Origin of the sequence: Sedimenticola hydrogenitrophicus (genome assembly GCF_025175675.1) — a bacterium.
GTDB lineage: Bacteria > Pseudomonadota > Gammaproteobacteria > Chromatiales > Chromatiaceae > Sedimenticola > Sedimenticola hydrogenitrophicus.
On sequence record NZ_JANIOA010000031.1, the window covers coordinates 23,645 to 50,080 of the forward strand.

The 26,436-nt window shown below is 60.6% G+C and carries 21 protein-coding genes; 7 read left to right on the plus strand and 14 right to left on the minus strand.

Annotated elements, in window-relative coordinates; genetic code table 11:
- The first annotated feature begins 77 nt into the window (after window positions 1–77).
- Both NPX02_RS15585 and asnS read left to right on the plus strand, forming a co-directional pair.
- Window positions 78–806: a hypothetical protein gene (locus NPX02_RS15585; protein WP_260294699.1), complete on the plus strand. Its 729-nt coding sequence runs from the start codon at window positions 78–80 to the stop codon at window positions 804–806.
- Window positions 807–958: 152 nt separating this feature from the next.
- Window positions 959–2,356 (plus strand): asparagine--tRNA ligase, encoded by a 1,398-nt coding sequence (asnS, locus tag NPX02_RS15590; RefSeq protein ID WP_260294700.1) that lies wholly within the window; start codon window positions 959–961, stop codon window positions 2,354–2,356.
- A 107-nt stretch (window positions 2,357–2,463) separates the two neighbouring features.
- On the opposite strand, the gene NPX02_RS15595 is transcribed toward asnS, so the two are convergent.
- Together NPX02_RS15595 and NPX02_RS15600 are read right to left on the minus strand one after the other, a co-directional pair.
- Window positions 2,464–2,829: a hypothetical protein gene (locus NPX02_RS15595; RefSeq protein ID WP_260294701.1), complete on the minus strand. Its 366-nt coding sequence runs from the start codon at window positions 2,827–2,829 to the stop codon at window positions 2,464–2,466.
- A gap of 180 nt (window positions 2,830–3,009) precedes the next feature.
- Window positions 3,010–3,771, minus strand: coding sequence for an NRDE family protein (locus NPX02_RS15600; RefSeq protein ID WP_260294702.1), 762 nt, complete (start codon window positions 3,769–3,771; stop codon window positions 3,010–3,012).
- Between the two features lie 267 nt (window positions 3,772–4,038).
- Between NPX02_RS15600 and NPX02_RS15605 the strand changes: the two genes are divergently transcribed.
- On the plus strand, window positions 4,039–4,635 hold the full coding sequence (locus NPX02_RS15605; RefSeq protein WP_260294703.1) for a DNA-J related domain-containing protein: 597 nt from the start codon (window positions 4,039–4,041) through the stop codon (window positions 4,633–4,635).
- A gap of 131 nt (window positions 4,636–4,766) precedes the next feature.
- Here the strand turns inward: NPX02_RS15605 and NPX02_RS15610 are convergent, their stop codons facing one another.
- Both NPX02_RS15610 and tdh read right to left on the minus strand, forming a co-directional pair.
- The gene (locus tag NPX02_RS15610) at window positions 4,767–5,957 is read right to left on the minus strand and encodes a glycine C-acetyltransferase (protein ID WP_260294704.1); all 1,191 of its coding nucleotides are present in this window, start codon (window positions 5,955–5,957) and stop codon (window positions 4,767–4,769) included.
- A gap of 119 nt (window positions 5,958–6,076) precedes the next feature.
- A complete protein-coding gene (tdh, locus tag NPX02_RS15615; protein WP_470423647.1) occupies window positions 6,077–7,117 on the minus strand; it encodes an L-threonine 3-dehydrogenase in 1,041 nt (346 codons plus the stop codon).
- Window positions 7,118–7,779: 662 nt separating this feature from the next.
- Here tdh and msrP point away from each other — a divergent pair.
- From msrP to NPX02_RS15635, 4 genes are all read left to right on the plus strand, one after another.
- Window positions 7,780–8,745 carry a protein-methionine-sulfoxide reductase catalytic subunit MsrP gene (gene msrP, locus NPX02_RS15620; RefSeq protein WP_260294705.1) on the plus strand — a complete coding sequence of 322 codons (966 nt, stop codon included), beginning with the start codon at window positions 7,780–7,782 and terminating at the stop codon, window positions 8,743–8,745.
- Window positions 8,746–8,760: 15 nt separating this feature from the next.
- Window positions 8,761–9,423: a protein-methionine-sulfoxide reductase heme-binding subunit MsrQ gene (locus tag NPX02_RS15625; protein ID WP_260294706.1), complete on the plus strand. Its 663-nt coding sequence runs from the start codon at window positions 8,761–8,763 to the stop codon at window positions 9,421–9,423.
- A 113-nt stretch (window positions 9,424–9,536) separates the two neighbouring features.
- Window positions 9,537–10,307, plus strand: coding sequence for a DUF1223 domain-containing protein (locus NPX02_RS15630; protein ID WP_260294708.1), 771 nt, complete (start codon window positions 9,537–9,539; stop codon window positions 10,305–10,307).
- A gap of 376 nt (window positions 10,308–10,683) precedes the next feature.
- Window positions 10,684–12,018, plus strand: coding sequence for an MBL fold metallo-hydrolase (locus NPX02_RS15635; protein WP_260294709.1), 1,335 nt, complete (start codon window positions 10,684–10,686; stop codon window positions 12,016–12,018).
- A 426-nt stretch (window positions 12,019–12,444) separates the two neighbouring features.
- Here NPX02_RS15635 and NPX02_RS15640 read toward each other — a convergent pair whose 3' ends face one another.
- From NPX02_RS15640 to NPX02_RS15685, 10 genes are all read right to left on the minus strand, one after another.
- Complete coding sequence (locus tag NPX02_RS15640; protein ID WP_260294710.1) at window positions 12,445–13,548, minus strand: CaiB/BaiF CoA transferase family protein; 1,104 nt, start codon at window positions 13,546–13,548, stop codon at window positions 12,445–12,447.
- A 573-nt stretch (window positions 13,549–14,121) separates the two neighbouring features.
- Window positions 14,122–15,357: a phenylacetate--CoA ligase family protein gene (locus NPX02_RS15645; protein WP_260294711.1), complete on the minus strand. Its 1,236-nt coding sequence runs from the start codon at window positions 15,355–15,357 to the stop codon at window positions 14,122–14,124.
- A gap of 319 nt (window positions 15,358–15,676) precedes the next feature.
- Window positions 15,677–16,492 (minus strand): ABC transporter ATP-binding protein, encoded by an 816-nt coding sequence (locus tag NPX02_RS15650; protein ID WP_260294712.1) that lies wholly within the window; start codon window positions 16,490–16,492, stop codon window positions 15,677–15,679.
- A gap of 98 nt (window positions 16,493–16,590) precedes the next feature.
- Window positions 16,591–17,919, minus strand: coding sequence for an ABC transporter substrate-binding protein (locus NPX02_RS15655; protein ID WP_260294713.1), 1,329 nt, complete (start codon window positions 17,917–17,919; stop codon window positions 16,591–16,593).
- A gap of 76 nt (window positions 17,920–17,995) precedes the next feature.
- Entirely contained in the window at window positions 17,996–19,075 is a 1,080-nt protein-coding gene (locus NPX02_RS15660) for a branched-chain amino acid ABC transporter permease (RefSeq protein ID WP_260294714.1), read from the minus strand.
- 3 nt (window positions 19,076–19,078) lie between these two features.
- Window positions 19,079–20,071, minus strand: coding sequence for a branched-chain amino acid ABC transporter permease (locus tag NPX02_RS15665; protein WP_335342589.1), 993 nt, complete (start codon window positions 20,069–20,071; stop codon window positions 19,079–19,081).
- Between the two features lie 175 nt (window positions 20,072–20,246).
- A complete protein-coding gene (locus NPX02_RS15670) occupies window positions 20,247–21,032 on the minus strand; it encodes an ABC transporter ATP-binding protein (RefSeq protein ID WP_260294715.1) in 786 nt (261 codons plus the stop codon).
- A 16-nt stretch (window positions 21,033–21,048) separates the two neighbouring features.
- Window positions 21,049–23,025 (minus strand): AMP-binding protein, encoded by a 1,977-nt coding sequence (locus NPX02_RS15675; protein ID WP_260294716.1) that lies wholly within the window; start codon window positions 23,023–23,025, stop codon window positions 21,049–21,051.
- 399 nt (window positions 23,026–23,424) lie between these two features.
- Entirely contained in the window at window positions 23,425–24,258 is an 834-nt protein-coding gene (locus tag NPX02_RS15680) for a universal stress protein (RefSeq protein WP_260294717.1), read from the minus strand.
- A 610-nt stretch (window positions 24,259–24,868) separates the two neighbouring features.
- Window positions 24,869–26,308: a sensor domain-containing diguanylate cyclase gene (locus NPX02_RS15685; protein WP_260294718.1), complete on the minus strand. Its 1,440-nt coding sequence runs from the start codon at window positions 26,306–26,308 to the stop codon at window positions 24,869–24,871.
- Between the last annotated feature and the right edge of the window lie 128 nt (window positions 26,309–26,436).

The following is a 26,436-nucleotide window of genomic DNA, read 5'->3' on the forward strand; positions in this document are numbered from 1 at the left end:
CAGGATGATGGCGGCCGGATATCCGCCTGCGCATCGTTGCTGTTTTTGATCGAAACGACTCAGTGGGCGTTACGCCGATGCTGGATTTGCTACCCGACCATCTGCGCCTGTTCATAGCGATTGGTGGACTGCTGCTAGTGTTGTTGCTGGTTGGCAGTCTGGCACAGAAGTATGAGCAGTATATGGCCGCCAAGCGTCTTGCGGTTCAACGCCTGATGATCGGTATACGACAGATCGAGGAGGCGCTGGACAAGGCCCGCGGCGGTGGTCTTCCCAGCGGCATGGGCAAGCTGTTGCGTAACGAACTGCTCGCCCGCTACATCACGATTCGACAGATTTATTCCCGGCAATCCGGGATCAACCGGCAGGTCATGCAGGCGGAAGAGCTGGCCCGGAGCGAACCGGAGGGCGCCACCTCGGTCAATTCCGCCGCCATCACCTCGGTTGATTCGTTTAACCGCTATGTGATAGGCCTGAACGAGATTTACGGCCTGCTCAATGGTCAGACCCTGGGGCGCGTGTCGGCTTCGGAGCGAACCGCATTGCAACAGAAAATCATAGATTTTCAGCTCACGGCCGCCAGTCGCTATTTCACCGGGGTGGCATTGGAGTATGCCCGCAAGGGGGAGTGGCCGAATGCCACCCGCGCGGCGCGTGCATTGGACTCCTTTCTTGTCACCCGGCCCAGAGGTACCGCGTTGGCCACGCAGCTGCGGAATGAGTCCAGGGAGCTGCTGCTGGCGATCGGCGAGCAGCGTCTGCCGGGTAGTCAACCCGCAGCTTCGGCTGCGCGGCAGGATGCCTGAACGCTACTGCGCCGCCCCGCGCCGCCGCGGATTTTCCAGGGGCGCCCCTCGCTGACCCTTGCCAATCCTCCGTGTATAATCCTGAAATCCCCACCCGCGGGATGCGCAAAAAACATCGACACGACTTCACCCAGATCATGCGGAAGATGACAATGGACAATCGCAATATCAAATCCCTGCTTGCAGGTAACACAGCCATCGGCAGTGACGTGACCGTGCGCGGCTGGGTGCGCTCGCGGCGCGACTCCAAGGCCGGCATCTCCTTCGTCAATGTCTACGACGGCTCCTGTTTCGATGCCATCCAGGCGGTGGTGCCCAGCAGCTTGCCGAATTACACCGGCGAGGTGCTGAAGATCACCACCGGCTGCGCCGTCGAGATCAGCGGTGTGCTCAGCGAGTCGGCCGGCAAGGGACAGGCCCTGGAGATCCAGGCCACCGCCCTGTCCGTCGTCGGCTGGGTGGACGACCCCGATACCTACCCCGTGGCCAAGAAGCGCCACACCTTCGAGTACCTGCGCCAGGTGGCCCATTTGCGGCCCCGCACCAACGCCTTCGGCGCCATCTCCCGGGTGCGCACGACGCTGGCAAACGCCATCCATCGCTACTTCCATGAACGGGGATACCACTGGGTCAACACCCCCATTATCACCGCCAGTGACTGTGAGGGGGCGGGCGAGCTGTTTCGGGTCAGTACCCTGGATCTGAACAATCTGCCGAGAGGCGCGGGCGGCGCGGTCGATTTCGAGCGGGATTTCTTCGGCCGCGAGGCGTTTCTGACCGTCTCCGGCCAGCTCAATGCCGAGGCCTATGCCCTGGCGCTGAGCAAGGTCTACACCTTCGGCCCCACCTTCCGCGCGGAGAATTCCAATACCAGCCGGCACCTGGCCGAGTTCTGGATGGTGGAGCCGGAGGTCGCCTTCGCCGATCTGCACGACAACGCCCGGCTGGCCGAGGATTTCCTCAAATACATCTTCCAATCGGTGCTGGATGAACGCCAGGATGACATAGCCTTCTTCGCCCAACGCATCGATCCGCAGGCCATAGAACGGCTAGAGTCGGTGGTGCAGAGCGATTTTGAGTACATGGAGTATAGCGATGCCATCGACATCCTGTGCAGCAGCGGACAGGCATTTGAGTTCCCCCTCGAATGGGGACTGGATCTGCAGTCGGAACATGAGCAGTACCTGGCGGAGCGGCATGTCGGCCGGCCGGTGATCCTGATGAACTACCCGGCCGCCATCAAGGCGTTCTACATGCGCCTCAATGACGACGAGAAGACGGTGGCGGCCATGGATGTGCTGGTCCCGGGCATCGGCGAGATCATCGGCGGCAGTCAGCGCGAGGAGCGCCTGGAGGTGCTGGACCGGCGGATTGCCCAGCTTGGCATCCAGGGGGATATGGAGTGGTACCGGGATCTGCGCCGCTACGGCACCGTGCCCCATGCCGGTTTCGGCATGGGCTTCGAACGGGTGGTCAACTATGTGACCGGCATGGAGAACATCCGCGACGCCATCCCGTTTCCCCGGACACCCAAACATGCGCCATTCTAGCCGCTGGCGGCCTGAACCCGATGTCGTATACGAAGATGATGTGAGCTTCGTAGGGTGGCATGCGCTGTCGCTTATCCACCCTTGTACTTTATCAAATTGAAGTAGTACTAATGTTCGGTCTTGTCGGTTTTCTGCCCCTCCCGGGCGGCGATATCATTGGCCCATTGCTGCAGGAAGATCAGCAGGACCGTGTGCAGGACCGCGAGAATGACACCGATGCTCGCGGCGATGGCCAGGAGTGGGAACGGCAGCAGGCTGGCGAACAGCAGCGAGGCGACGAAGCAGCCCACGACCAGTTGACCGGATCGGAAGATATAACACCGCATTAACGGGCGGATCTGCAGCAGGTTGATGCGACGAACCCGCTCCCGCTCGCCCCGGCTGGCGTGCCTTTCGGGAACCTGGCGAGGCAGTGCAAAGGGCGAATAGTAGCGGGCGATAATCTGTATCAGTGAGCTGTCTGTCGGGTCCACATCCACGTCCTCGGGGATCGGTCTTGGTCTCTTTTTTTAACTATAGTTGCGATTTATCCGGGTTGGGCGCGGACGGCGATCGATCGACAGCTGGTTGCTCCAGATCAACCGCAAAGCGTCCACCTGGTTCCGGAAGCATGAAACTGCCCTGGAGGTCGCCGGGGCGAGCTGGCGCCACGCTCACTCCGTCATCCGCACCGGCGAAAACTCCGCCCGATCCGGCGCGCCGTCGGCATAGTGCCAGACCGGGCGTTCCCGGCCCGCTGACCGGGGGAGGGCTATCAGGGAGCAGGAGACGGTGGCGAAGCCGGTGGGCAGGTCCATGTTCATGGCGGCATGGGGATGGGCCAGTCGGGTATTCAGGCGGCCGGCGAGCAGCTGTATCCATTCGCCCCACGCCTGCTGTTCCGGTACCGGTGGCATGGCCGAGCGGAACAGGGGCAGCCAGAACTGGATGCGTGGATGGCTGGTGTCATCCAGCTCCCTGGAACAGAGCATGTGCAGTCCCGGCTCGATGGGAAAGGCCTCCAGACGATCGCTCTCCGCGGCGTCCCGGTTACGCAGCCAGTAACAGCGCCGCCGGTCGCCGACAAACAGGTTAAAGGCGCGATAGTTGCCGGGGTCGATCGACTGCAGTGCCTGCAACGCCTTTTTCGCCGTGGCATGCCGCAGCGCCTGCAGTACCAGATCGCCACGGCTCCTCTTTCCTTCCGCCGGCCCCAGGGTGCCCTCCCGGTTCATTACCGTGGCCACCACCCCCTCCCGGTTGATCCCCAACCAGGTGCCGCCCCCCAGGTGGTCCAGGCCGGCTATCACCCCCGGTTGCGCCGGCCAGTGGCGGCCGGGCGGGGCGGAGGGGCGATCGCGCATCTCGTCGCGATTGCCAGCGAGCAGCAGCGGCCAGCGCTGTTCGGGGCGAAACAGGATTACCAGGGTGCACATGTGGTCATTCCCATCGGGTATGGAACTAAGGACCCGCGCAAGAATAAGTTCCGGTATTTGGTCGCCCCTGGACCCCGCTGGCGGCGTTACGCTTTTTGGCAAGGAAACAGCTTTGTCCAAGGATGGACTTATGCCGCGGAGGCCATGGATGGCCGGGAGCGGCCATTGCCTGCAAAGCGTGCCTTGCCAGCGGGGTCCAGGAACGCCCTCGGTACTACGGAATTATTCTTGCGCGAGCCCTAAGTTGAAAGTATGGATAATAGCACCATGCATAACAACCCGCTGATTACCCCCATCCTGTCGCTGCTGCGAGACTCGCCCGCGGGTTTGAGCGAGCATGAACTGATCAAACGATTGCAGCGGCGGGATGCGGCCTTTGCCGGGAAGGGGACGGCAAAGGGGACTGATCTGGCGCTGTTCCGCAAACACTTCCTGGTGATGAATGCCCTCTACCAGTTACAGGGGCTGCTGCGGGAAGAGGGCCTGGTCCTGCGGATCGATCCGCTGTTGATTGTGCTGGTAGCCGGTGCGGAGCGTGACGGCCCTGCCGAGGGGGAGCTTGCCAGCGACGAGGCGCTGCGCCGTTATTACCTGGACTGGGACAATCTGCATCAGACCTCGGCGGCCGACGTGGCCGCCCTGCTACAGGGGTTCTGGGATCGCTACCACGCCGTCGACCGCCAGGCCGAGGCGTTGGCCCTGCTTGGACTGGCCGGGTGCGAGACGATCACCTGGGCAGGCATCCAGCGCCGATACCGGCAACTGATTACCCTGCACCACCCCGACAAGGGGGGCGAGCCGGGGCGCTTCATCGAGATCCGCGAGGCCTATGAACTGCTCAGGCGACTTCATGCGCGCGATTAGTTGACTCGCCGCGGCGCCAACCCCCCGACTCCGCAGCCGCCAGACGGTGGGTTACGGCGCGCGCGCAGTGCAATGCAAACGGCCACCCCTGAGCAGGGCGCGCCTAACCCACCCTACGAACGTGCTTTCTCCTAAATACCCATCTCCGTCTTGACCCGGCTGAACGCCGCGATGGCGAACTCCAGGTCTTCCGTGGTATGGGCCGCCGAGATCTGGGTGCGGATGCGCGCCCGGCCTTGCGGGACCACCGGGTAGGAGAAGGCCACCACGTAGATCCCCTGATCCAGCATGCGGCGGGCAAACTCCGCTGCCTTGGGTGCCTCGTAGAGCATGATCGGGACGATCGGGTGGCTGCCCGGCAACAGATCGAATCCGGCGCGTTCCAGGCCGTCGCGGAACAGGCGGGTGTTCTGCTGCAGCCGCTCGCGCAGTTCGCCGGACTCCTCCAGCAGGTCGAGGGCGGCGATGGCGCCGGCCACCACCGGCGGGGCCACGGTGTTGGAAAACAGGTAGGGACGGGAGCGCTGGCGCAGCAGTTCCACGATCTCGCGACGGCCGCTGGTATAGCCGCCGCTGGCGCCCCCCAGGGCCTTGCCCAGAGTACCGGTGGTGATATCCACCCGCTCCATGCAGCGGCAGTGCTCGTGACTGCCGCGCCCGCGCTCGCCGACAAAGCCGACGGCATGGCTGTCATCGAAATGCACCAGCGCCGGGTAGCGCTCCGCCAGGTCGCAGATCTTGTCCAGCTGGGCGTAGTAGCCGTCCATGGAGAAGACGCCGTCGGTGGTGATCAGCTTGAAGCGGGCACCATCGGCCTCCGCCCGGCGCAGCTGCCGCTCCAGATCTTCCATGTCGTTGTTCTTGTAGCGGTAGCGCCGGGCGCGGCAGAGCCGGACGCCGTCGATGATCGAGGCGTGGTTCAGCTCGTCGGAGATCACCGCATCCTCCTCGCCCAGCAGGGTCTCGAACAGGCCGCCGTTGGCGTCGAAGCAGGAGGGGTAGAGGATGGTCTCCTGCATGCCGAGGAAGCGGCTCAGCCGCTGTTCCAGGGTCTTGTGGATGGTCTGGGTGCCGCAGATGAAGCGCACCGAGGCGAGCCCGTAACCCCAGGTCTCCAGCCCCCGGGCGGCGGCCTCGCGGATCCTCGGGTGCTGGGCCAGGCCCAGGTAGTTGTTGGCGCACAGGTTGATGATCTCGGCGCCCTGCTCGACCGAGACATGGGCCCCCTGGGGTGAGGAGATGATCCGTTCGTCCTTGTACAGTCCGGCGGTGCGGATCGCGTCGAGCTGCTGCTGCAGATGTTGCTGAAATTGTCCGTACATGATGTCTCCTGCTCCTCCCGGTTTTGTAGGGTGGATAAGCCGGTAGGCGCATCCACCAATGCCGCGGTGGATGCGCTGTCGCTTATCCACTCTACAATCAGATCGATTGGGAAGGTGACCTACTGGTCTTCCCAGTTCAGTATCACCTTGCCCGACTGGCCTGACAGCATGGCGTCGAAGCCGGCCTGGAAATCCGTGTAGGGGTAGTGGTGGGTGATCACCGGAGAGATATCCAGTCCCGCCTCGATGAAAACAGACATCTTGTACCAGGTCTCGTACATCTCCCGGCCATACACCCCCTTGATGGTGAGCATGTTGAAGATCACCGTGTTCCAGTCGATTCGGGTCTCTTCACCGACGATCCCCAGCAGGGCGATCTTGCCGCCGTGGCACATGTGACTGATCATCTGGTTAAAGGCGTCGGCATTGCCGGACATCTCCAGCCCCACGTCGAAGCCCTCGCTCATGTTCAGCTCCTGTTTCACCTGCTCCAGGCTCTCGTGGCGCACATCCACCGTGCGGTCCGCTCCCAGCCGTTTCGCCAGTTCCAGGCGCCAGGGGTTGACGTCGGTAATCACCACGTGGCGGGCGCCGGCATGCTTGCAGACGGCCGCCGCCATGGCGCCGATCGGTCCGGCCCCGGTGATCAGCACATCCTCGCCCAGCAAGTCGAACTGCAGGGCGGTGTGCACCGCGTTGCCGAACGGGTCGAAGATGGCGGCCACGTCCAGATCGATGCCGGGGCGGTGTTCCCAGACATTGGACATGGGCAGGGCCAGGTACTCGGCGAAGGCGCCGGTGCGGTTGACCCCCACGCCGCTGGTGTGGGCGCACAGGTGGCGGCGGCCGGCCATGCAGTTGCGGCAGCGTCCGCACACCACATGGCCCTCGCCGGAGACGATCTCCCCCGGCTTGAAGTCATTGACATTGCTCCCCACCTCGACGATCTCGCCGACGAACTCGTGGCCTACCACCATGGGTACCGGGATGGTTTTTTGCGCCCAGCTGTCCCAGTTGTAGATATGGATATCGGTGCCGCAGATGGCGGTGCGCTTTATCCTGATTAGTACGTCATTGATCCCGACCTTGGGCAGGGGCACCTCCTGCAGCCAGATGCCGGGTTTTGCCTCTGCCTTGACCAACGCCTTCATCGTGTTCATGTGGATCCCGGAATCAAGTTCTATGATGAAATCAGTATAGCGCCCGGTTTGGTACGCGTTTCCACGCGGAGCGTGGGAACGAGGAAACCACGGATTCACACAGATAAACACGGATTCAGAACTCTGATCTCCTATCTGTGTGAATCTGTGTCTATCCGTGGTTCCTGTGACTCGTTCCCACGCTCCGAGACTGTGAAAGTATTCAGGCTGATCAACGCGGCAAAAAAATTGACCGCCTGAGAAGCCCGTAGTAAGGCGATCGCCATCTCGGGAAGGGTTTGGGTACCCCCCTTTTCGCGTCATTTGGCAATTCTTTCACAGTCTCAGAGCGTGGGAATGCATACCACGTTATAACAGCGTGGGCACAGAAGACGTGCCCACTCTACGAAGCTTGACCAGCGCTTTCATGGTGTTTATGTGTATTCACGAATCGAATTTCGTGAAAGTCAGTGTAGCGCCCGGTTTGGTACGCGTTTCCACGCGGAGCGTGGGAACGTGGAACTCCTCACGGCTAAAACAACGGACCCGGACAGAACGGTATTGCTCGCCAAACGGCGATGTTATCAAATTGTGATCATTGGGTGATGTCCGCGTCATTCGTTTTCCGCATAGTCTCCCCCATACTTGATTAAACACCGGCTCACCGATATGGGAATGATAATATGCTGATCAAAAGACCCGAGGCCATCAAACCTTCCGAGATCACCGACCAGGCCACCTACCTGGAGCGCCGCCGGTTCATCCGTGACAGCGGTCTGTTGGGGGTCGGTGTCGCAGCGACGCTGGCCGGTCTGCCCTGGGCGAAAAACTCCTGGGCCGAGGCGCCCGACCGCCGACCATTCCCCGAACTGCGCAAGAGCCCGTTCAGCATCGATGAGAAACTGACCGAATACGAGGACGCCACCAGTTACAACAACTTTTACGAATTCGGCACCGGCAAGAGCGACCCGAAGGAGAATGCTCAGTCCTTCGTCCCCCGGCCCTGGTCGGTGGTGGTGGACGGAGCTTGTGAAAAGCCCGGCAGCTATGACCTGGAGGACTTTCTGCGCCCCCATCCCCTGGAGGAGCGCATCTACCGGCTGCGCTGTGTCGAGGCCTGGTCGATGGTGATCCCCTGGGTGGGGTTCTCCCTGGGGGACGCGCTGAAGCGCTTCCAGCCTACCTCCAGGGCGAAGTATGTGGCCTTTTATACCCTGCACGATCCTGAGCGGATGCCCGGGCAGAAGCGCCAGGTACTCAAGTGGCCCTATCGCGAGGGGTTGCGCATGGACGAGGCGATGCATCCGCTGGCGATGCTGGCAGTCGGCATGTACGGTGCCGAATTGCCGAATCAAAACGGTGCGCCGCTGCGCCTGGTGGTACCCTGGAAGTACGGCTTCAAGAGCATCAAGTCGATCGTGCGTATCAGCTTCACCGAGGAGCAGCCGGTCTGTACCTGGAATCAGGTGCAGCCGAACGAGTATGGTTTCTACTCCAATGTGAACCCCAACGTGGATCACCTGCGCTGGAGCCAGAAGAAGGAGCGGCGCATCGGCAACTGGCTGAAGCAGGAGACCCTGATGTTCAACGGCTACGCCGAGCAGGTGGCGTCGCTCTACAGCGGCATGGATCTGAAGCAATATTTTTGATAGAGACCGGCTACTATGACGCGTGCACAGATCATCACCCGGCTGCTCAAGCCGGCCCTGTTTGTCCTGCTGCTGGTACCCCTGGCGCTGCTGACAGGGCGCGGCATCACGGACAATCTGGGGGCCAACCCGGTGGAGACCATCACCTACCAGACCGGCCTCTGGGCGTTGCGCCTGCTGCTGCTCACCCTGGCCATCACGCCGCTCTGCAAGGTAACTGGAATCAATGAGTTTGTGCGCCTGCGGCGCATGACCGGCCTCTACAGCTTTTTTTATGCCTTGCTCCATTTCGCCACCTACGCCGTGCTGGACCACAGTCTTGATTTGGCCGCGATCCTGGCGGATGTGGTCAAGCGTCCCTATGTGACGGTCGGATTCAGCGCCTTTGTGCTGCTGATTCCCCTGGCGGCCACCTCGCACAACCGGATCATCCGGCTGCTCGGTGGCAAGCGCTGGAAGCGGCTGCACCGGCTGGTCTATCTGTGCGGTCTCGGCGGGGTGCTGCACTACCTCTGGCTGGTGAAGGCGGATACCCTGTCGCCGCTGCTCTACCTGGCGCTGTTCCTGGGCCTGATGTTGTTCAGGATTCCACCTCGGACCCGGGCGAAACTGGGAGACCTGCTGCGGCGGCTCGTGCCGATCCAGCGCGCGCAGCGGCTGCTGAAGGAGGAGCGCTGATGGTAACTACTCATGGGGTGATTGGCCTACCTTGCCGGCCTCACGTGATGGCTGGGTCAAGATCGGCCAACAAGGCAGGCCAATCACTTACAGACCGGGGGAGTAAGTTACCGATGATGAAGATAAAGGCGTGGACCGGAGCCGGGCTGCTGGTGGCGACCCTGCTCGCGGGTATGGCGCTCGCGGGTACGGCACTGGCGGCCGACACCCTGCGGATCGCCAGTGGTGAACGACGGGTCAACCTGGTGGAGCTCTACACCTCCGAAGGCTGCAGCAGTTGTCCGCCGGCGGAGGCTTGGCTGAATGGGTTTCTCCAGGAGAAGGGGCTGTGGAGTCGGGTGATCCCGCTGGCCTTTCATGTGGACTACTGGGACTACATCGGCTGGAAAGATCGTTTCGCCGAGGCACGTTTTTCCGATCGCCAGTACCGCTATCAGCGGGAGGGCGGCATCCGCACCGTCTATACACCGGGGATGCTGCTGAACGGCAAGGAGTGGCGGCGCTGGTTGAACCAACGGCCGGCGGAGGCGGATGAGCGGGTGGGCTCGCTGTCACTGGAACTGGACGGGGATCGGATCAGGGCCCGCTTCGAAGCGCTGGGACAACCGCCCGGGGCCTTGCGCCTGCACCTGGCGGTCCTGGCCTTCGGCCTGACCAGCGAGGTGGCGGCCGGGGAGAACCGGGGCCGTGAACTGGCCCATGAGTTTGTCGTGGTCGGGCTGAATGCAAGCGACTCCGCGGATCTCAGCTGGCAGGCGTCACTGCCGGAGATTCGGCCGACCGGGGCCACTCGCCATGCCCTGGTCGCCTGGGTCAGCGAACCGGACAGCCAACGCCCGTTGCAGGCCACTGGTGGCTGGCTGCCAAAGAGCCCGGGGCGGTAGGAGACCATGCCGCGCCAGGGGAGGGGGCATTCGGGCAGGAGAGTATTCCCGTTCATTCCATCCTTAGGTCCGTAAACGGTGCATTGCATCCTCGGCTCCGTTATCGGTACATCCCTGTACCACTCCTCGCGGCCGACAACGCTGCCCGACCGTCCTGGGTCCACAGAAACTTTCGGTTGGTTTGTTATTAACCCGGTCATGGTAAAAATCGACCTGTAGGAGCGGCGCCTCGCAGCGATATCGGCCCGGGGGCGGTGGATGCGCAAGCTTATCCACCCTACAAGTACTAGCATTAACCATCAGTTTAGTGGGTGATTGAACCCGCCGGCGGGTGCCTATGGTATCATCTGCAACAAACCTGGATTGGGATGTTGTCATGCGTGATGCCGTAACTGCCGTACTAGTACATGGGGATGAGGTGTTTGTCATCAGACGCCAGGACTACCTGCGCGCCTTTCCCGGCTATTACGCCTTTCCCGGCGGCAAGGTGGACGAGGAGGATGCCGGTTTCAGTTACAGTCACCCGCACCTTGCCGGGTTTCGACCGGAACGCATCCGTGCCCTGATACGGGAACTGGACGAGGAATTGTCTTTCGACCTGGAACAGGCTCTCGAACAGGATCAAGTGGAGCGAATCGAGTTGATTGGGATCGCCGCCACTCCATCTTTCGAACCGGTGCGCTTCCACGCCCACTACTACAAGATTGTGCTACGCTCCAAGCCGACGTTTACGCCAGCCAGCGACGAGATTGCCTGGTCGGACTGGCTGCACCGCGAGGCGTTCCTGGAGCGCTACGAGACCGGCCAGGGGATGATGGTGGTGCCGATCATGCGCACCGCCCGGGCACTGGCCGAGGACATCACCACCAGCGTGATCGAGCCGTTCAGCCTCGACTACGATGAACAGCGCGAACTGGCCTACCTGGAGATGATCCGCGGTCTCGGTTACATACCCACCCGCTCCAACACCCTGCCGCCGGCCGAATATACCTATGCCCTGATCGTCGGTGACGGCGGGGCGCCGCGCTATCTGGTGGACCCGGCCCCGGCCTCGGACGAGGTGCTGGGACTGCTGTTCAATACCCTGGAGCGCTATCCGGTGGATGGCATCCTGATCACTCACCACCACCGGGATCATCATGAACGTTCACCCGAGATTGCCCGGCGCTTGGGGCTGCCGATGCTCATCTCGGTCAAAACCCGCGAGTACCTGCTGCAGCATAACGGTGCCGACTACCTGGACGGCATCGAGTTCGTACCCGTGGAGGAGGGGACCCGGCTGACCCGCTGGCTGGGGCGGGATGTGCACTGCTACGAACTGCCCGGACACGATGACGGCATGATCGGGCTGGCACCCACGGACATGTCCTGGTTCTTCGTGGCGGACCTGGTACAACCGCTGGCCACGGTGGTGATCCCCGAACCGGAAGGCAATATGCAGGACTACTTCGATACCCTGCAGCGCATTATCGACCTGCAGCCCCGGGCGATCGTCTCGTCCCATGGCATCCCGATCGGCGGTACCCATCTGCTGGAGAAGACCCTGCAGCATCGCCGGGAGCGGGAGGCGCAGATCCAGGCGCTGATGGAGCAGGGAGATGACCTGGATCGGATCGTCAAGAGTCTCTACCGTGGCATCAACCGGAAACTGATACCCTTGGCCGAGCAGAATGTGCGACAGCATCTGCGCAAGCTGGGACATCGGCTATAGGTAACTACTCACCCGGTCTGTAAGTGATTGGCCTGCCTTGCCGGCCTCACACGATGGCTTGCCTCCTCGAATCCGGCCCATTTTTCAGCGCCTGCCCAAACTCGCTTCGCTCAGACAAGGGCAGGCTTGAATCTGAAAAAAGGGTCGGATTCGAGGCGCCATCAAGATCGGCCAGCAAGGCAGGCCAATCATCCCGTGAGTAGTTATGGCTATTGGGACATACTTGATCACCCGTTGGCCAGGCCATATCGCGAAATTGTCAGCCGCGAGGAGTGGTACAGGGATGTACCGATAACGGAGCCGAGGATGCAATGCACCGTTTACGGACCTAAGGATGGAATGAACGCAAATGAATACGGATAGTCTTTTGGAGACTTTCGTGTCTTTCGCGGTTCAATAACGAATTTCAGGCCCGTTGGGGTTCCATCATAACTGGTCAGGCAGCCACTCCACACTCTCCCCATCCCCGATCTCCAGCAGTCGATGGGGCAGGCGGCAGGGCGCACCGTTGATCCAGGCCGGATACGCCGGTTCCCAATCATTCAGCAGTCCCCGGGCCTCCACCTGCGGGTGGTGCTTCGCCTGATCCAGGGTGGGGATGGTCTCAAAACAGCAGTCGACGTCACCCAGCAGATGTTGCCAGTGTTCCAGCGGCTGGGAGAGGAACAGCTCGCTCAGTTCGCCGATCAGCGCGGTCTGGGGCATGGTCTCCAACTGCCGGGGGATCCAGGCCGAACGATCCACCGCCTCGCAGAAAGCGCGCCAGAACTTGGCCTCCAGCGGTGCCAGGGCGAGGAACTGGTTGTCCGCCGTCTGGTAGATGTTGTAGCAGGCGGCACCGCCGTTCAGCAGCAACCGTTCCCGTTGCGTACCGGCCTTCTCTTCCGCTTCGCTCAATCCGAGATATTGCCAGGCCATGGCCGAATCGAACAGGCTGATGTCAATGAACGCCCCCTTGCCGCTGTTGGCCCGCCCCAACAGGGCCGACTGGATCGCCGTCACCGCCTGCATGGCCCCGGCATGATCCGCGAGCGGCGGAAAGATGATCATCGGCTGGTCGAGGGTGCCGGTGGCGCTCAGCGCACCGCTGGCCGCGCAATAGGTCAGGTCGTGTCCGGCGTGATCGCGGTAGGGGCCGTTCTGTCCGAACCCGGAGAGGGCGCAATGGACCAGTTGCGGATTCAGCAGTTCCAGCCGGGTGCGGTCAAAACCGAGACGGTCCATCACCCCGGGACGGAACGATTCCAACAATACATCGGCCTGTTTCAGCAACCGGCTCAGTTCGGCCTTGCCCTGATCCGATTTCAGATCCAGCCGGACCACCCGCTTGCCGCGATTCAGGTGCCGATAGAGCGCCGAAGGGGTGGCGTTGTCCGAGAGCATGAAGTTGCGCATCGGATCGCCGCGAGGCGGTTCCACCTTGATCACGTCGGCACCCAGGTCGGAGAGCATCCGGGTGGCGAACGGGCCGGGGATATACTGGGACAGATCCAGCACCCGATAGCCGGCGAGAAAGCTTTGGTTTTTCATTGCGCCATTTTGCCAGAAAAATAGTCAGCCTGTACTTTTATTGCAGTGCAATGAATATATCAACCCTACATTCGGTGTGAGACAAGAACCGCCGGATGCCATGATTCCACCCCTGCCTGGTTTTACCAGTGGGGAGTATTTCACCATGGTCCTTAATTCATGGTGGAGGGGCTGGCACCCGCCCCTCCGGACAAACATGTAATGCTCCCAACCACTGTAGGATGCCGGTGAGCTTGCGAACCGCATCACCCCAAAGGCCGGCGAACGATGCGGTTCGTGCCTCACCGGCATCCTGTCGGTTGTTTCTGTTTGGGCGGTGGCGGTCGCATCCGGGCCGCCACCTATCTGCCGTGGGAACAATTCGGCTCAGTCGTGAATGGCACTTAATTAGGCAGGCTATTCCCCTGAAAGCAAGTGGATCGTCATTCCGGCGCAGGCCGGAATCCAGAGAAGCGACCACCATTGGTGGATATGGATGCCATTCTTAGGTCCGTAAACGGTGCATCCCTGCACCACTCCTCCGGCCTGCGCCGGGATGACGGGAGTTTTACCCTTAACTAAGTAGTATTGGGCTCAGTCGTATTTCCGGATGTCGTCTATCACCTTGCCGTCGTTTGGCAGGCTATTGGGGGACATGCAGCGGGTTTCGCCGCGGACTTTGCAAATATCCCGGATACTCTCGGCGATCGCCTTGTCAAGTTCCGGCGATGGGCTCTCCGCTTCGTACTGCAGGGTGATCTGGTCGCTCTCATTGACCCAGTCGACCAGCAGGCGCGCCTTGCGGATCTGCGGGTGGCGCTTGATCACCCGATCCACCTGCTCCGGATGGATGAACATGCCCCGCACCTTGGCGGTCTGATCGGCGCGACCCATCCAGCCCTTGATGCGCCGGTTGGTGCGGCCACAGGGGCTGATTCCCGGCAGGATGGCCGAGAGATCGCCGGTGGCGAAGCGGATCAGCGGATAGTCCGGGTTGAGGCTGGTGACCACCACCTCGCCCACATCGCCATCGGCCACCGGTTCACCGGTGCCGGGACGGACGATCTCCACATAGACCCCCTCATCGATCACCAGACCCTCCATGGCCTCGGTTTCATAGGCAATGACGCCAAGATCGGCGGTGGCGTAGCACTGCAGGACCTGGATGCCCCGTTTGTTGAATCCCGCGCGTAATGGCGGCGGCAACGCCTCGCCCGAGACCAGCGCCTTCTTCAGGCTGCTGACGTCCGCCCCCATCTCATCCGCCTTTTCCAGGATGATCTTGAGAAACGAGGGGGTACCCACGTAGCCGTCCGGCCGCAGGTCGGCGATGGTCTGCACCTGCAGCTCTGTCTGGCCGACCCCGGCGGGGATTACCGTGCAACCCAGGGCGTGGGCGCCGCTGTCGAGCATGGCGCCGGCCGGAACGAAATGGTAGGAGAAGCAGTTATGCACCAACTCGCCGGTGCGGAATCCGGCGGCAAACAGGGCCCGCGCGAAACGCCAGGAGTCGTGCCGTTTCGAGCCCGGCTCGTAAATCGGACCCGGAGAGGCGAACAGATAGGCCAGGTTGGGTGACTTGATCGCCGCCATGCCGCCCAAAGGCCTGGTACTCTGCTGCAGCTCAATCAGCGATGACTTGCGGGTAAGCGGCAACCGGGCCACCGCTTCCGCTGAGGTGATTTCGGCCGGATCAAAATCGGCCAGGATCCGGCCATAGGCCGGGGCCTCGGCCTTGGCATGGTCGACCTGCGCGGCGACCGACTTGATCAGTGCCCGCTGCCGTGTCCGGGGATCCCGGGTTTCCAGTTCATCGTAATAGTTTGTCATGGTACTGCCTGCCTGGTGTGATTTTCCGATCAGGGCAAACGACCTTTGCATTTGCCGCGGGCTGCCTTGGGCGCTGTGGCGGGTATCCATGCCACATACCGCTAAGCGCTCGCGCAAGAATAAGTTCCTGTATTCGATCGCCCCTGGACCCCGCTGGCGGCGTTACGCTTTTTGCCAAGGGAACAGCCATTGCCTGCAAAGCGTGTCTTGCCAGCGGGGTCCAGGAACGCCCTCGGTACTACGGATTTATTCTTGCGCGAACCCTACAATTGTCTCCGATGGATTCCGTGGCGATCACGCGCCGCCACGCCGATATCGGCTATGCCAGCCAGCGCTTACGGCGGCGGTAGTTCTTGACGTCGCGGAAGCTCTTGCGACCCTCGCTGGAGAGGCCCAGATAGAACTCCTTGACATCCTCATTCTCGCCGAGCTCTTTGGCGTTGCCTTCCATGACCACGCGCCCGTTTTCCATGATGTAGCCATAGTCGGAATAACGCAGGGCGACATTGGTATTCTGTTCGGCCAGCAGGAAGCTGACCCCTTCGTTTTGATTCAATTTCTTGACGATCTCGAAGATCTCTTCCACCAGCTGGGGCGCCAGCCCCATGGAGGGTTCGTCCAGCAGAATCATCTCCGGTTGCGCCAGCATGGCGCGGCCGATGGCGCACATCTGTTGCTCGCCGCCGGAGGTGTAACCGGCCTGACTGCTGCGGCGTTCGCGCAGTCGGGGAAAATAGTTGTAGATCAGTTCCAGGCTCTGGGCGATCGCCTTGCGCCCGTCACGGCGGGTATAGGCGCCGGTGAGCAGATTCTCTTCAATGGTCAGGTGTTCGAAGCAGTGACGCCCCTCCATCACCTGAATGACGCCGCGTTTTACCAGGTCCGAAGGATTCAGGCTCTCGACCGCCTCCCCCTTGTAGAGGATGTTGCCCTTGGTGACATCCCCGCGTTCCGCGCCAAGCAGGTTGGATATCGCCTTGAGAGTGGTGGACTTGCCCGCACCGTTGGCACCGAGCAGGGCGACGATGCCACCTTTCGGCACCTCCAGGGAGACCCCCTTCAGCACCAGGATGACGTGATCGTAGATCACCTCGATGTTGTTGACCTCTAAAAAGGCAGTTGCTTTGTCAGTCATGCCGTGCCTGTTCAATCTCTGTGTGTGGGGAGATGTCCCCGCGGCCGTCACGGCCGCGGGGACCTCGTGCGGTGGAATTACGCCACCGCTAACCGCGATCAGTTACACGCACGCGGGGTGATGCCTTTCTCCTTGGCGTAGGCCGCCGCGGATTCCTTGTACATGGCGCCAAGCATCTCGTTGTTAGGCTCGATCCAGTCGCTGATCGCCTTCCACTGGGTACCATCCCACTGGGTCATCTTGGCGCGTCCCTTGCCCAGATGGTCGGCACAGCTCAGCTTGATCGGGTCGAACAGACCCTCGGCGCCGATCGCCTTCAGGCGTGCCTCGTCGATGTCGAGACGATCCAGGGCCCACTGTACCTGTTCACCGGTGACCGGTTTGTTGCCAAACTCGTTCATGGCGCCCTGCAGGGCCTCGGTAAGGATGACCGCACTCTGTACGCCCCGGTTGTAGGCCACCTCACCGATACCCGCCTCGGACTTGGCGGAACCCTTGCCGTTGGCGTAGAGCACCTGCTTGATCATCTTGTGCACATCGAAGTCAGCACCTACACCGTTGAACTGCAGGGATTTGTAACCCACCGCCGCGTCGCCGGCCGGCACCATGTCGGCATCGTTGCCTGACCACCAGACACCGATGAATTTCTCACGCGGAAAATTGACCGCCGCCGCCTCCTTGATGGCGGTGGCGTTCATCACGCCCCAGCCCCACATCAGGACATAGTCCGGACGCAGCTGCCGACCGATCTTCAGCCAGGTCGATTTCTGTTCCAGTCCGGGGTGCGGTACCGGGAACAGGGTGAGGTTGAAGCCATGCTGGGCAGCCAACGCTTCGAGGGTCTTGATCGGCTCCTTGCCATAGGCGGAGTCATGGTAGACCAGGGCGATCTTCTTGCCCTTCAGGTTGCCGTACCCGCCTTCCTGCTGGGAGATGTAGTTGATGGCAATATCCGCGCCACCCCAGTAAGTTGCCGGCGGTACGAAGACGTAAGGGAAGATGGTCCCATCGGAACCGTCAGCACGGCCGTAACCGGAAGTGATGAGCGGGATCTTGTCGGCCACCACGCGGTCCAGCAGGGCATAGGTGATACCGGTGGAGAGCGGCATCACCGCCGGCATCCCGGTGGGTCCGTTGCCCTTCAGCCGTTCATAACACTCCACGCCCTTGTCGGTGTTGTAGGCGGTGTCGCACTCTTCCAGATTGAGCTTGACGCCGTTGATGCCACCATCACGCTCGTTGAGCAGGTTGATGTAATCGGCGAAGCCATCAGCCCAGGGGATACCGCCCGGCGCATAGGGGCCGGTGCGATAGACCAGAGAACCGATGAACTGGCTCTCCGCGGCCATGACAGCCGGCGTGGATACCAGGCAGGCCATGCCTACGGCGGCAGCGATAATACCGGTTTTAACTTTTTTAATATTCACTCGTTGTTTCCTCCATCTGAACAATCACAAGTTATCCTGATCGGATTGTTGAACTTGCATGTCTAAAGACCCTTTATCAGTAAGGGAACGGCCAGAGCCGCAGTTTTTCCTTGGTAATCTGCCAGAGCCGGGCGAGACCATGCGGCTCGACAATCAGGAAAAAGATAATCAACGCACCGAATACCATCGCTTCGATGTGTGAAATGAGATCCACCGGGATATCGAGTCCGAACCAGTGGGGTGCATTGGAGAGGAAGATCGGCAACAGCACGATAAAGGCCGAACCCAGAAAGGCGCCCATGATGGAGCCGAGACCGCCAATGATGATCATAAACAGGATCTGGAACGAGCGGTTCACATCGAACGCCAGCGGCTCCACCGATCCGGTATGTACAAAGGCCCAGAGCGCGCCGGCAATCCCGCACAGGAAGGAACTATAGGCGAAAGCCTTCAGCTTGGTGGGCAACATCTTGATGCCGATGATCTCCGCGGCGATATCCATGTCGCGCACCGCCATCCACTCGCGACCGATGTTGGAACGCACCAGATTCTTGGTGATCAGGGCGAGCAGGGTGACGATGCTCAGGGCAAACAGGTACTTGGCCGTCACGGTGGCATGCGCCCCGGTCACCAGCACGTCGCCGATGGCGGTCATGGGCGGCGCGCTGATCACGCCGGAGGAGCTGTAGTTGGTGAACCAGCCGAACTTGTTGAACATCCAGATCAGGAAGAACTGGGACGCCAGGGTGGCCACCGCCAGATAGAAGCCCTTGATGCGCAGCGACGGGATACCGAACAGGATGCCGACGCCGGCGGTGATGGTGCCGGAGAACAGCAGCACCAACAGGATGTGCATGCCCGGGAACATGGTAGCCAGTTTGTAAGCGGCAAAGGCGCCGGTGGCCATGAAGCCGCCGGTACCGAGGCTCAGCTGTCCGGCGTAGCCGGTCAGCACGTTGAGGCCGATCGCGGCCAGCGCCAGGATCAGGAACGGCAACATGATGGTGCCCAGCCAGTAATCGCTCGAAACGGCGGGGATCACCAGGAAGGCGACGGCCAATATGGCCCATATGAACCAGCGATCCTGACGGATGGGCAGGATCGCCTGATCCGCCTTGTAGGATGCCTTGAACTCTCCAGCTTCACGGTAAAACATGCGTTACACCCTCTCGATGATCTTTTCGCCGAACAGCCCCTGTGGACGGAATACCAGGAAGGCCAGCGCCAGCATGTAGGCGAACCAGTCCTCGATGCCGCCGCCTATCATCGGCGCGATGAATACCTCCGCCAGCTTCTCGCCCGCGCCGATCAGCAGGCCGCCGATAATGGCACCCGGAATCGAGGTGAATCCGCCCAGGATCAGCACCGGCAGGGCCTTCAGGGCGATCAGTGCCAGGGAGAACTGCACCCCCAGTTTGCTGCCCCACATGATGCCGGCGACCAGCGCCACAATGCCTGCCACGGCCCAGACGATGACCCAGATATGTTTCAGCGGGATGCCGACGCTGAGGGCCGCCTGGTGATCATCGGCAACGGCACGCAGGGCGCGGCCGATGCGGGTGTACTGAAAGAACAGGGCCAGCACTATCACCAGTATGCCGGCGATGACGGCGGCGATCAGATCGAAATCATTAATCAGAATCAGGCCGCCGAAGTAGAAGTCCGGGTTCTGGGAAAAGCCGAGATCCAGGATTTTCACCTCGGAGCCCCAGATGGTCTGGCCGAAGCCGTCGAGGAAGTAGGCGATGCCGATGGTGGCCATGAACAGGATGATGTGTTCCTGATTGACCAGGGAACGCAGCACAACCCGCTCGATGGCCATGGCCAGCACCAGCATCACGATAAGGGTGGCGATGATGGCCAGCCACATCGGCAGCCCCATCTCGTTCAGGCCGACCAGGGTCAGGGCGGCGAACAGCACCATGGCGCCCTGGGCGAAGTTGAACACGCCGGAGGCCTTGAAAATCAGTACGAAGCCCAGCGCAACCAGTGAATACATGACACCGGACAACAGACCGCCGATGGCCACTTCGAAGAAGAAGGGCCACTCAAAGAAGATTTCCTCCGACAGCAAGCCGGCCGTCCAGGGGATGGCCACCATCAGCAGGAGTGAAGCAAGGATGATGTAGAAGACATCACGTTCGAGGCGCATTATTTCTCTCCAGAATTAGGCGATTGCCGGAAATGAATATTCCGGATTGCGTAGGATTTTTGTTTCCCTGCAAGGCGCCCCAGGCGAAGCATAGTCGGACTATGTGATGCCTGGGGCAACGCCGCAGGGGGACGAAAAGACCAGCAAGTTGGGATGTTCATTGACAGAAATCGCCTTAGTGTGGAACGCCAAGATAGGCATCGATCACGTCCTGGTTGTTGCGCACCACATCGGGTGTGCCATCGGCAAGTTGGCGGCCATAGTCGAGCACCACCACGCGATCGGAGATATCCATCACCACACCCATATCATGTTCGATCAATACGATGGTGGTACCGAACTCGTCATTGATGTCGAGCACAAAGCGCGACATATCCTCCTTCTCTTCCACGTTCATGCCGGCCATCGGTTCGTCCAGCAGCAGGATCTCGGGTTCGGCCGCCAGCGCCCGGCCCAGTTCCACCCGCTTCTGCATGCCGTAGGGGAGGCGGCCGACCGGGGTCTTGCGGATCGCCTGAATCTCCAGGAAGTCGATGATCTCTTCCACCTTCTTGCGATGTTCGATCTCTTCCTTTTGCGCCTTGCCCCAGTAAATGGCCTGCCAAAACATATTGGACTTCATCTTCAGGTTGCGCCCGGTCATAATGTTGTCCAGGGTGCTCATGCCCTTGAACAGGGCGATGTTCTGGAAGGTGCGGGCGATGCCGAACCCCGCCGCCTCATGTACCTTCATCTCCTTGCGTACCTCGCCCCGGAAGGTGATTTCACCCTCCTGCGGATGATAGACACCGTTGATCACGTTGAGCATCGAGCTCTTGCCGGCGCCGTTGGGCCCGATGATGGAGCGGATCTCGCCCTTGCGGACATTGAAACTGATGTTGTTCAGTACCCGCATGGCGCCGAACGAGAGCGAGATGCCCTTGAGGTCGAGGATCACTTCCCCAAACTTGCGTTCATACATAATTGACTCCTGATCCTCAGCTGACCGCTTTGACGGGGGTGAAGGTTTTGGTGTCGCGGACCTTGACGTCGGCGGTCAGAATGCCGCTGCGCCCATCCTCGAACTTCACCTGGGTCTCCACATGCTTTACGTCAACATCCGAGTAGAGGGCGTCCATCAGGGGGCCATAACGCTCGGCGATGAAGTTGCGGCGTACCTTGCGGGTACGGGTCAGCTCACCGTCATCGGGGTCCAGCTCCTTGTGCAGGATGAGGAAACGTTTTATCTGGGAATCGGCCAGCAGCGGGTCCTTGGAGAGATCCCTGTTCACCTGTTCCACGCACTCCTGGATCATGTCGTAGATCACATCCTGATTGGCCAGGTCGGTATAACCGGAGTAGGCGAGGTTGCGCCGCTCGGCCCAGTTGCCCACCGCCTCCAGGTCGATATTGATGAATACCGCCGCGTAGTCACGCGCATTGCCGAAGGCCACCACCTCCTTGATGAAGGAGAAGAACTTCAGTTTGTTCTCGATATACTTGGGCGCGAACAGGGTGCCGTCGTTGAGCTTGCCGACATCCTTGGCGCGGTCGATGATCTTCAGGTGGCCGTTCTCGGCGAAGTAGCCGGCGTCGCCGGTGTAGACCCAGCCATCCTCGGTCTTGGTCTTGGCGGTCGACTCGGGATTCTTGTAATAGGAGTGGAATACCCCGGGGCTGCGGTAGAGCACCTCGCCGCTGTCATCGATTCGGATCTCCACATCGATGGCCGGGGTACCGACCGTATCGGCGTAGACCTCGCCATCCGGCTGTACGCAGATGAACACCATGCCCTCGGTCTGGCCGTAGAGCTGCTTGATGTTGATGCCCAGTGAGCGATAGAAGTCGAAGATTTCCGGGCCGATCGCCTCGCCGGCGGTGTAGGCCAGCTTGATTCGGCCCAGCCCGAGCACGTCGCGCAACGGGCCGTAGACGAAGAAGTTGCCCAGCTTGTAGAGCAGCCGGTCCATGAAGCTGACCGGCTTGCCGTCCAGGATGCGGGTGCCGGTGCCCTTCGCATGCTCCATGAAATAGTGGAACAGGCGCTGTTTGATCTTGCTGGCGTCCTCCATGCGGATCATCACCTGGGTCAGCATGTTCTCGTAGACGCGTGGCGGGGCGAAATAGTAGGTGGGGCCGATCTCGCGCAGGTCGGTCATCACCGTGGCGCCGCTTTCGGGGCAGTTGATGGTGAAGCCGGCCACGTAGGACTGGGCGTAGGAGAACAGGTTGTCACCCACCCAGGCCATCGGCAGGTAGGCCAGTACCTCTTCATTCTCGGTCAACCCCTCGCGGATGATGCCGTTGCGCGCGGTGATGATGACATTGTCGTTGGTCAGCACCACGCCCTTGGGATTGCCGGTGGTGCCGGAGGTGTAGAGCATGATGCAGATGTCGCTGCCGCTGGTGGAACCGGCCATCTTCTCAAAGAAGCCGGGGTGCTCCAGGTCATAGGCGCGTCCCAGCTCCTGGGCCTTGTCGATGCTGGTGAGGAAGGGGTATTCGTAGTGGCGCAGGCCGCGCGGGTCGTCAAACAGGATATGCTCGATCTTCGGCGACTGCTCCCGGGCCTCCAGCAGCTTGTCCACCTGCTCCTGGTCCTCGACCACGGCAAAACGGACATCGGCGTTGTCCAGCACGAAGACCATCTCCTCGGCAACCGCATCCTGGTACAGCGGAATCGGGATGCCGCCCAGGCACTGGGCCGCCGCCATCGACCAGTAGAGGCGGGGGCGGTTGTCGCCGACGATCGCCAGTTTGTCGCCGGGCTGGAAACCCAGGGCGGCCAGTCCGCAGGCCAGCGCCCGGACTTCCTCGGCCACTTGCGACCAGCTCCATGACTGCCAGATGCCGAGATCCTTTTCACGCATTGCCACCTTGTTGCCGCGAACCCGGGCGTGGTTCAGCAGCAGCTTCGGAAAGGTATCGAGCGCTACGCTCTGTTGCCCTTCCGTTTGGTTTGGGGGTAATAACATTCCCTCAACTCCTCTCACGGTCAATAGTCCGGCGACTCTCGCGCCGGTAGATTTGTTATCTGCAACGCCCAACTCGGGCGTTAAATGGGCATCGGATCTTGCTGTAATTCGTTATTTTTATTTAACACAGTTTACGTGGACGTCAATTTATAATTATTTTCCGTTTACGTAAACGTAAACTTTATCCCACCCTAAATAAAAACTTTTGAATGGTCAATACGGTTCCGCTGTTTTTTATCGCCGCGGCTGGCCGCATTGCCCGTAATCGTAGGGTGGGTTACGGCGCGCATACGGTGCAATGCAAACGGCCGCCCCCTGTGCGGGGCGCGCCTAAACCACCCTACGGGAGCCGGGCAGGTGCCAAACCTTCAGCTGTCATTGCCAAGCCTAGGCATCAGTTTAGTGCGACATCAGTACCGGTGTGGTCATGTGGTCGAATATCTTCTGGGTGACGCCGCCCAGGATCAGCTCCCGAAAACGGTGATGACCGTAGGCGCCCATCACCAGGAGGTCGGCACGTTCGTCGGAGAGGCAGTTGAGGATCAGATTGCCCTCATCCACGCCCCGGGTGGTGAACTGATCGCTCTCCACCTTGATGCCGTGGCGGGCCAGGTGGGCAGCCGCCTGTTCCACAGAGACACTGGACGGTTGCTTGGTTTTTTTATTTGGATTGATGGCCACGACCTTGACCTTTTTTGCCTCCCGCATCAATGGGATAGCATCATTGAGCGCGCGCACGGATTCACGCCCGGTAGTCCAGGCAACGACCACCTTCTTACCCACGGTCTTGAAATCTCCGGCGTAGGGGATGATCAGCACCGGACGCCCGGTCTCCAGCACCAGATGCTCGGGCATATCTCCCGGCACAGTGCCTCCGGCGTTCTTTTCATCATACTGGCCAACGATGATCATGTCGGCCTGCTGGGCTTGCTGGATCACCTGATTGATCAGCTGATCCAGGTTGCTCGGCAGCTTCGCCGTCAGCCAGGTCAGCACGACATTGGCCTTCTCGGCCAGCTTGGCATATTTGCCCTGGAGCTGCTCACTCAGCGCCTCGTGGTTTTGATGGCGCTTGGCCATGTTCGGCTCAAAGCCCTTCAGGGTGGGATCGACCTGGGCAAACAGCGCGGTCAGCCCCGCCTCGTTTTGCCTGGCGAGCTGGATGGCAATTTTGACCCGCTTATCGCAGTACGGCGTATTGTCGATATGAACAAGTATGTCTTTCAGTGCCATGGAGCTCTCTCCCCCTCATGCGAATGGCTATGCTGGTCGCCGGTCACCGCGATTGATTGTAAATATATTCGCGGTAACGAAAATAATCTGAAAAGAGAATTACGTTTACGTAAACGTAACTCTGTAGCGAACACTAATTAAAAAATCACGGGTGGTCAACAAGTGAATTGGCCGGAATCATCTTTACTGCCGGATTTTCTGTTTTCGTCAGTGCTGCCGAGAGATATAGAGAGAGTGTAGACATCAGGCGTCCCGCAGTCGCCTGAGGTCGCGCGGGATCTGCTCGATCGCCATGACCGAACCACGGATTCACACGAATGGACGCAGATGGTTCACCGTGAACCTGCCGCCAGTGGCGTGGGCACAAAAAGCGTGCCCACCCTACCAAGCTGGAATGCACAGGTGGACTTGATGGCCAGGCCGTAGGTTGGGGTGAGGAACGAACCCCAACATCAGCGTGTAGGATGCAGTCCGACCCGGGCAGGCACGGGGGCCTTCCCCTACGATCGGGTCGCCCGTACGGTGTTCAACGTCCCCGTAGGGGCAACCCCCCGTGGTTGCCCGAAACCTCCGGTTGCACCAACCCAGGCAAGCACGGAGCCCGCCGCGGTCAACCCTCGACCCGGTTACGGCCCATTCGCTTGGCTTCATACAACTGGGCATCGGCCCGGGTGAGCAGGGTTTCACAGGTGTCGTTGACCTCGAATTCCGCCACGCCGACACTGATTGACAGCCGGAATTCGCTCTCCTCCTGGTTCAGGGTGGACTCTACGATCTGGCGTAACTTGTTCATCAGGCGCAGGGCGCTTTCCCTATCGCACTCCTGCAGCAGGATGACGAATTCATCGCCTCCCCAGCGGGCAATGACGTCGTTCTTGCGGATATGCTCACGCGCCAAAAGGGAGACCGAACGCAGGAACTGATCGCCGGCAAGGTGGCCGTCCCGGTCGTTCACCAACTTCAGGTTGTCCACATCGAACAGCGCCAGGGAGAGGCGGGTGGTGTGGCGGCCGACATTGTTCAGTACGTGGGCGAACAGGACGTCGAAGTACTGGCGGTTGAACAGGCCGGTGAGCTTGTCGGTACGGGCCATGGTCTCCAAACGCCCCTGGAAACGGTGCACGGTGAAGCCGCTGATCAGCAGCACCACCAGGGTGATGATCGCGCTGAACAGCAGGTTGAAGTAGAGGGCACGGCGTAACGGTTCCAGGGCCACGTCCTCCGGCTGCTCCACCAGCAGAAACCAGTCCAGTTCCGGGATATAGCGGTAGGAGAGCAGGATCGTGTCGTTCGCCCGCTCGTAGATCAGGAAACCGTCCTCTCCGTCCAACAGTTCCTGCGCCACGGAGGCGATACCCGGCGTCTTCAGGATATTGACGGTGTCGATCATCGACTCATCGTGATGGCTTTTGATGAACCCCTTGCGGTCGACAAAATAGATGTCGCGTTGATAGCTCTCGGTATACCGGTTGATCATCTCGGCCACGTTCACCACGTCCAGGCCCAGCCCGGTCACGCCGATAAAATTGCCCTCGAAGTCATGCAGTTTGTGGTTGACGAAGATGGTCAGGTGATTGCGGTTGGCTTCGTTGGCATCCACGTCCACCCGGTAATTGCCCGGATGGGACTCCATGCTGAAGAACCAGCTGTCCTTCGGCACGTTGGGGGAAACCGTCTTCAGAATCCCCTTGGTGTGGTAGTAGTGCCGGGTCTTGGTCGAAACCAGGAAGGTGGAGGCAACCTGGTATTTTTGCTGTATCTCGGTCAGGTAGCGGGTGATCTTGTCCAGATCCTTTTCGCCCTCTATCACCCAGTCCTTGAGGAAGGTGTCGTTGGCCATCAGCGAGGAGATGTAGATCGGTCTCAGCAGGCTGGTCTGGATTTCCGAGTAGATATTGTTGCTGGTCAGCGGCAGTTCATTGTTGATCAGCGCCGAGCGGATGGAGTTGCTGGAGACCAGGTAGTTGGCGATATTCACCACCACGAATCCTGCCACCAGGATCACACCCAGTATGGAGACCAGTTTCCAGCGTGAAGCGGTTCGAGGCATGGTTAAAAAGGCACGGCGTTCTTATTGTGGGAGATTGAACGTCAGATTAGACAGGAGTCGGCCGGAGGTGGCAAGGGCGGGGGTTGCAGAACGCTGGGGTCGGAGTCAATTCCTCGTTCCCATGCTCC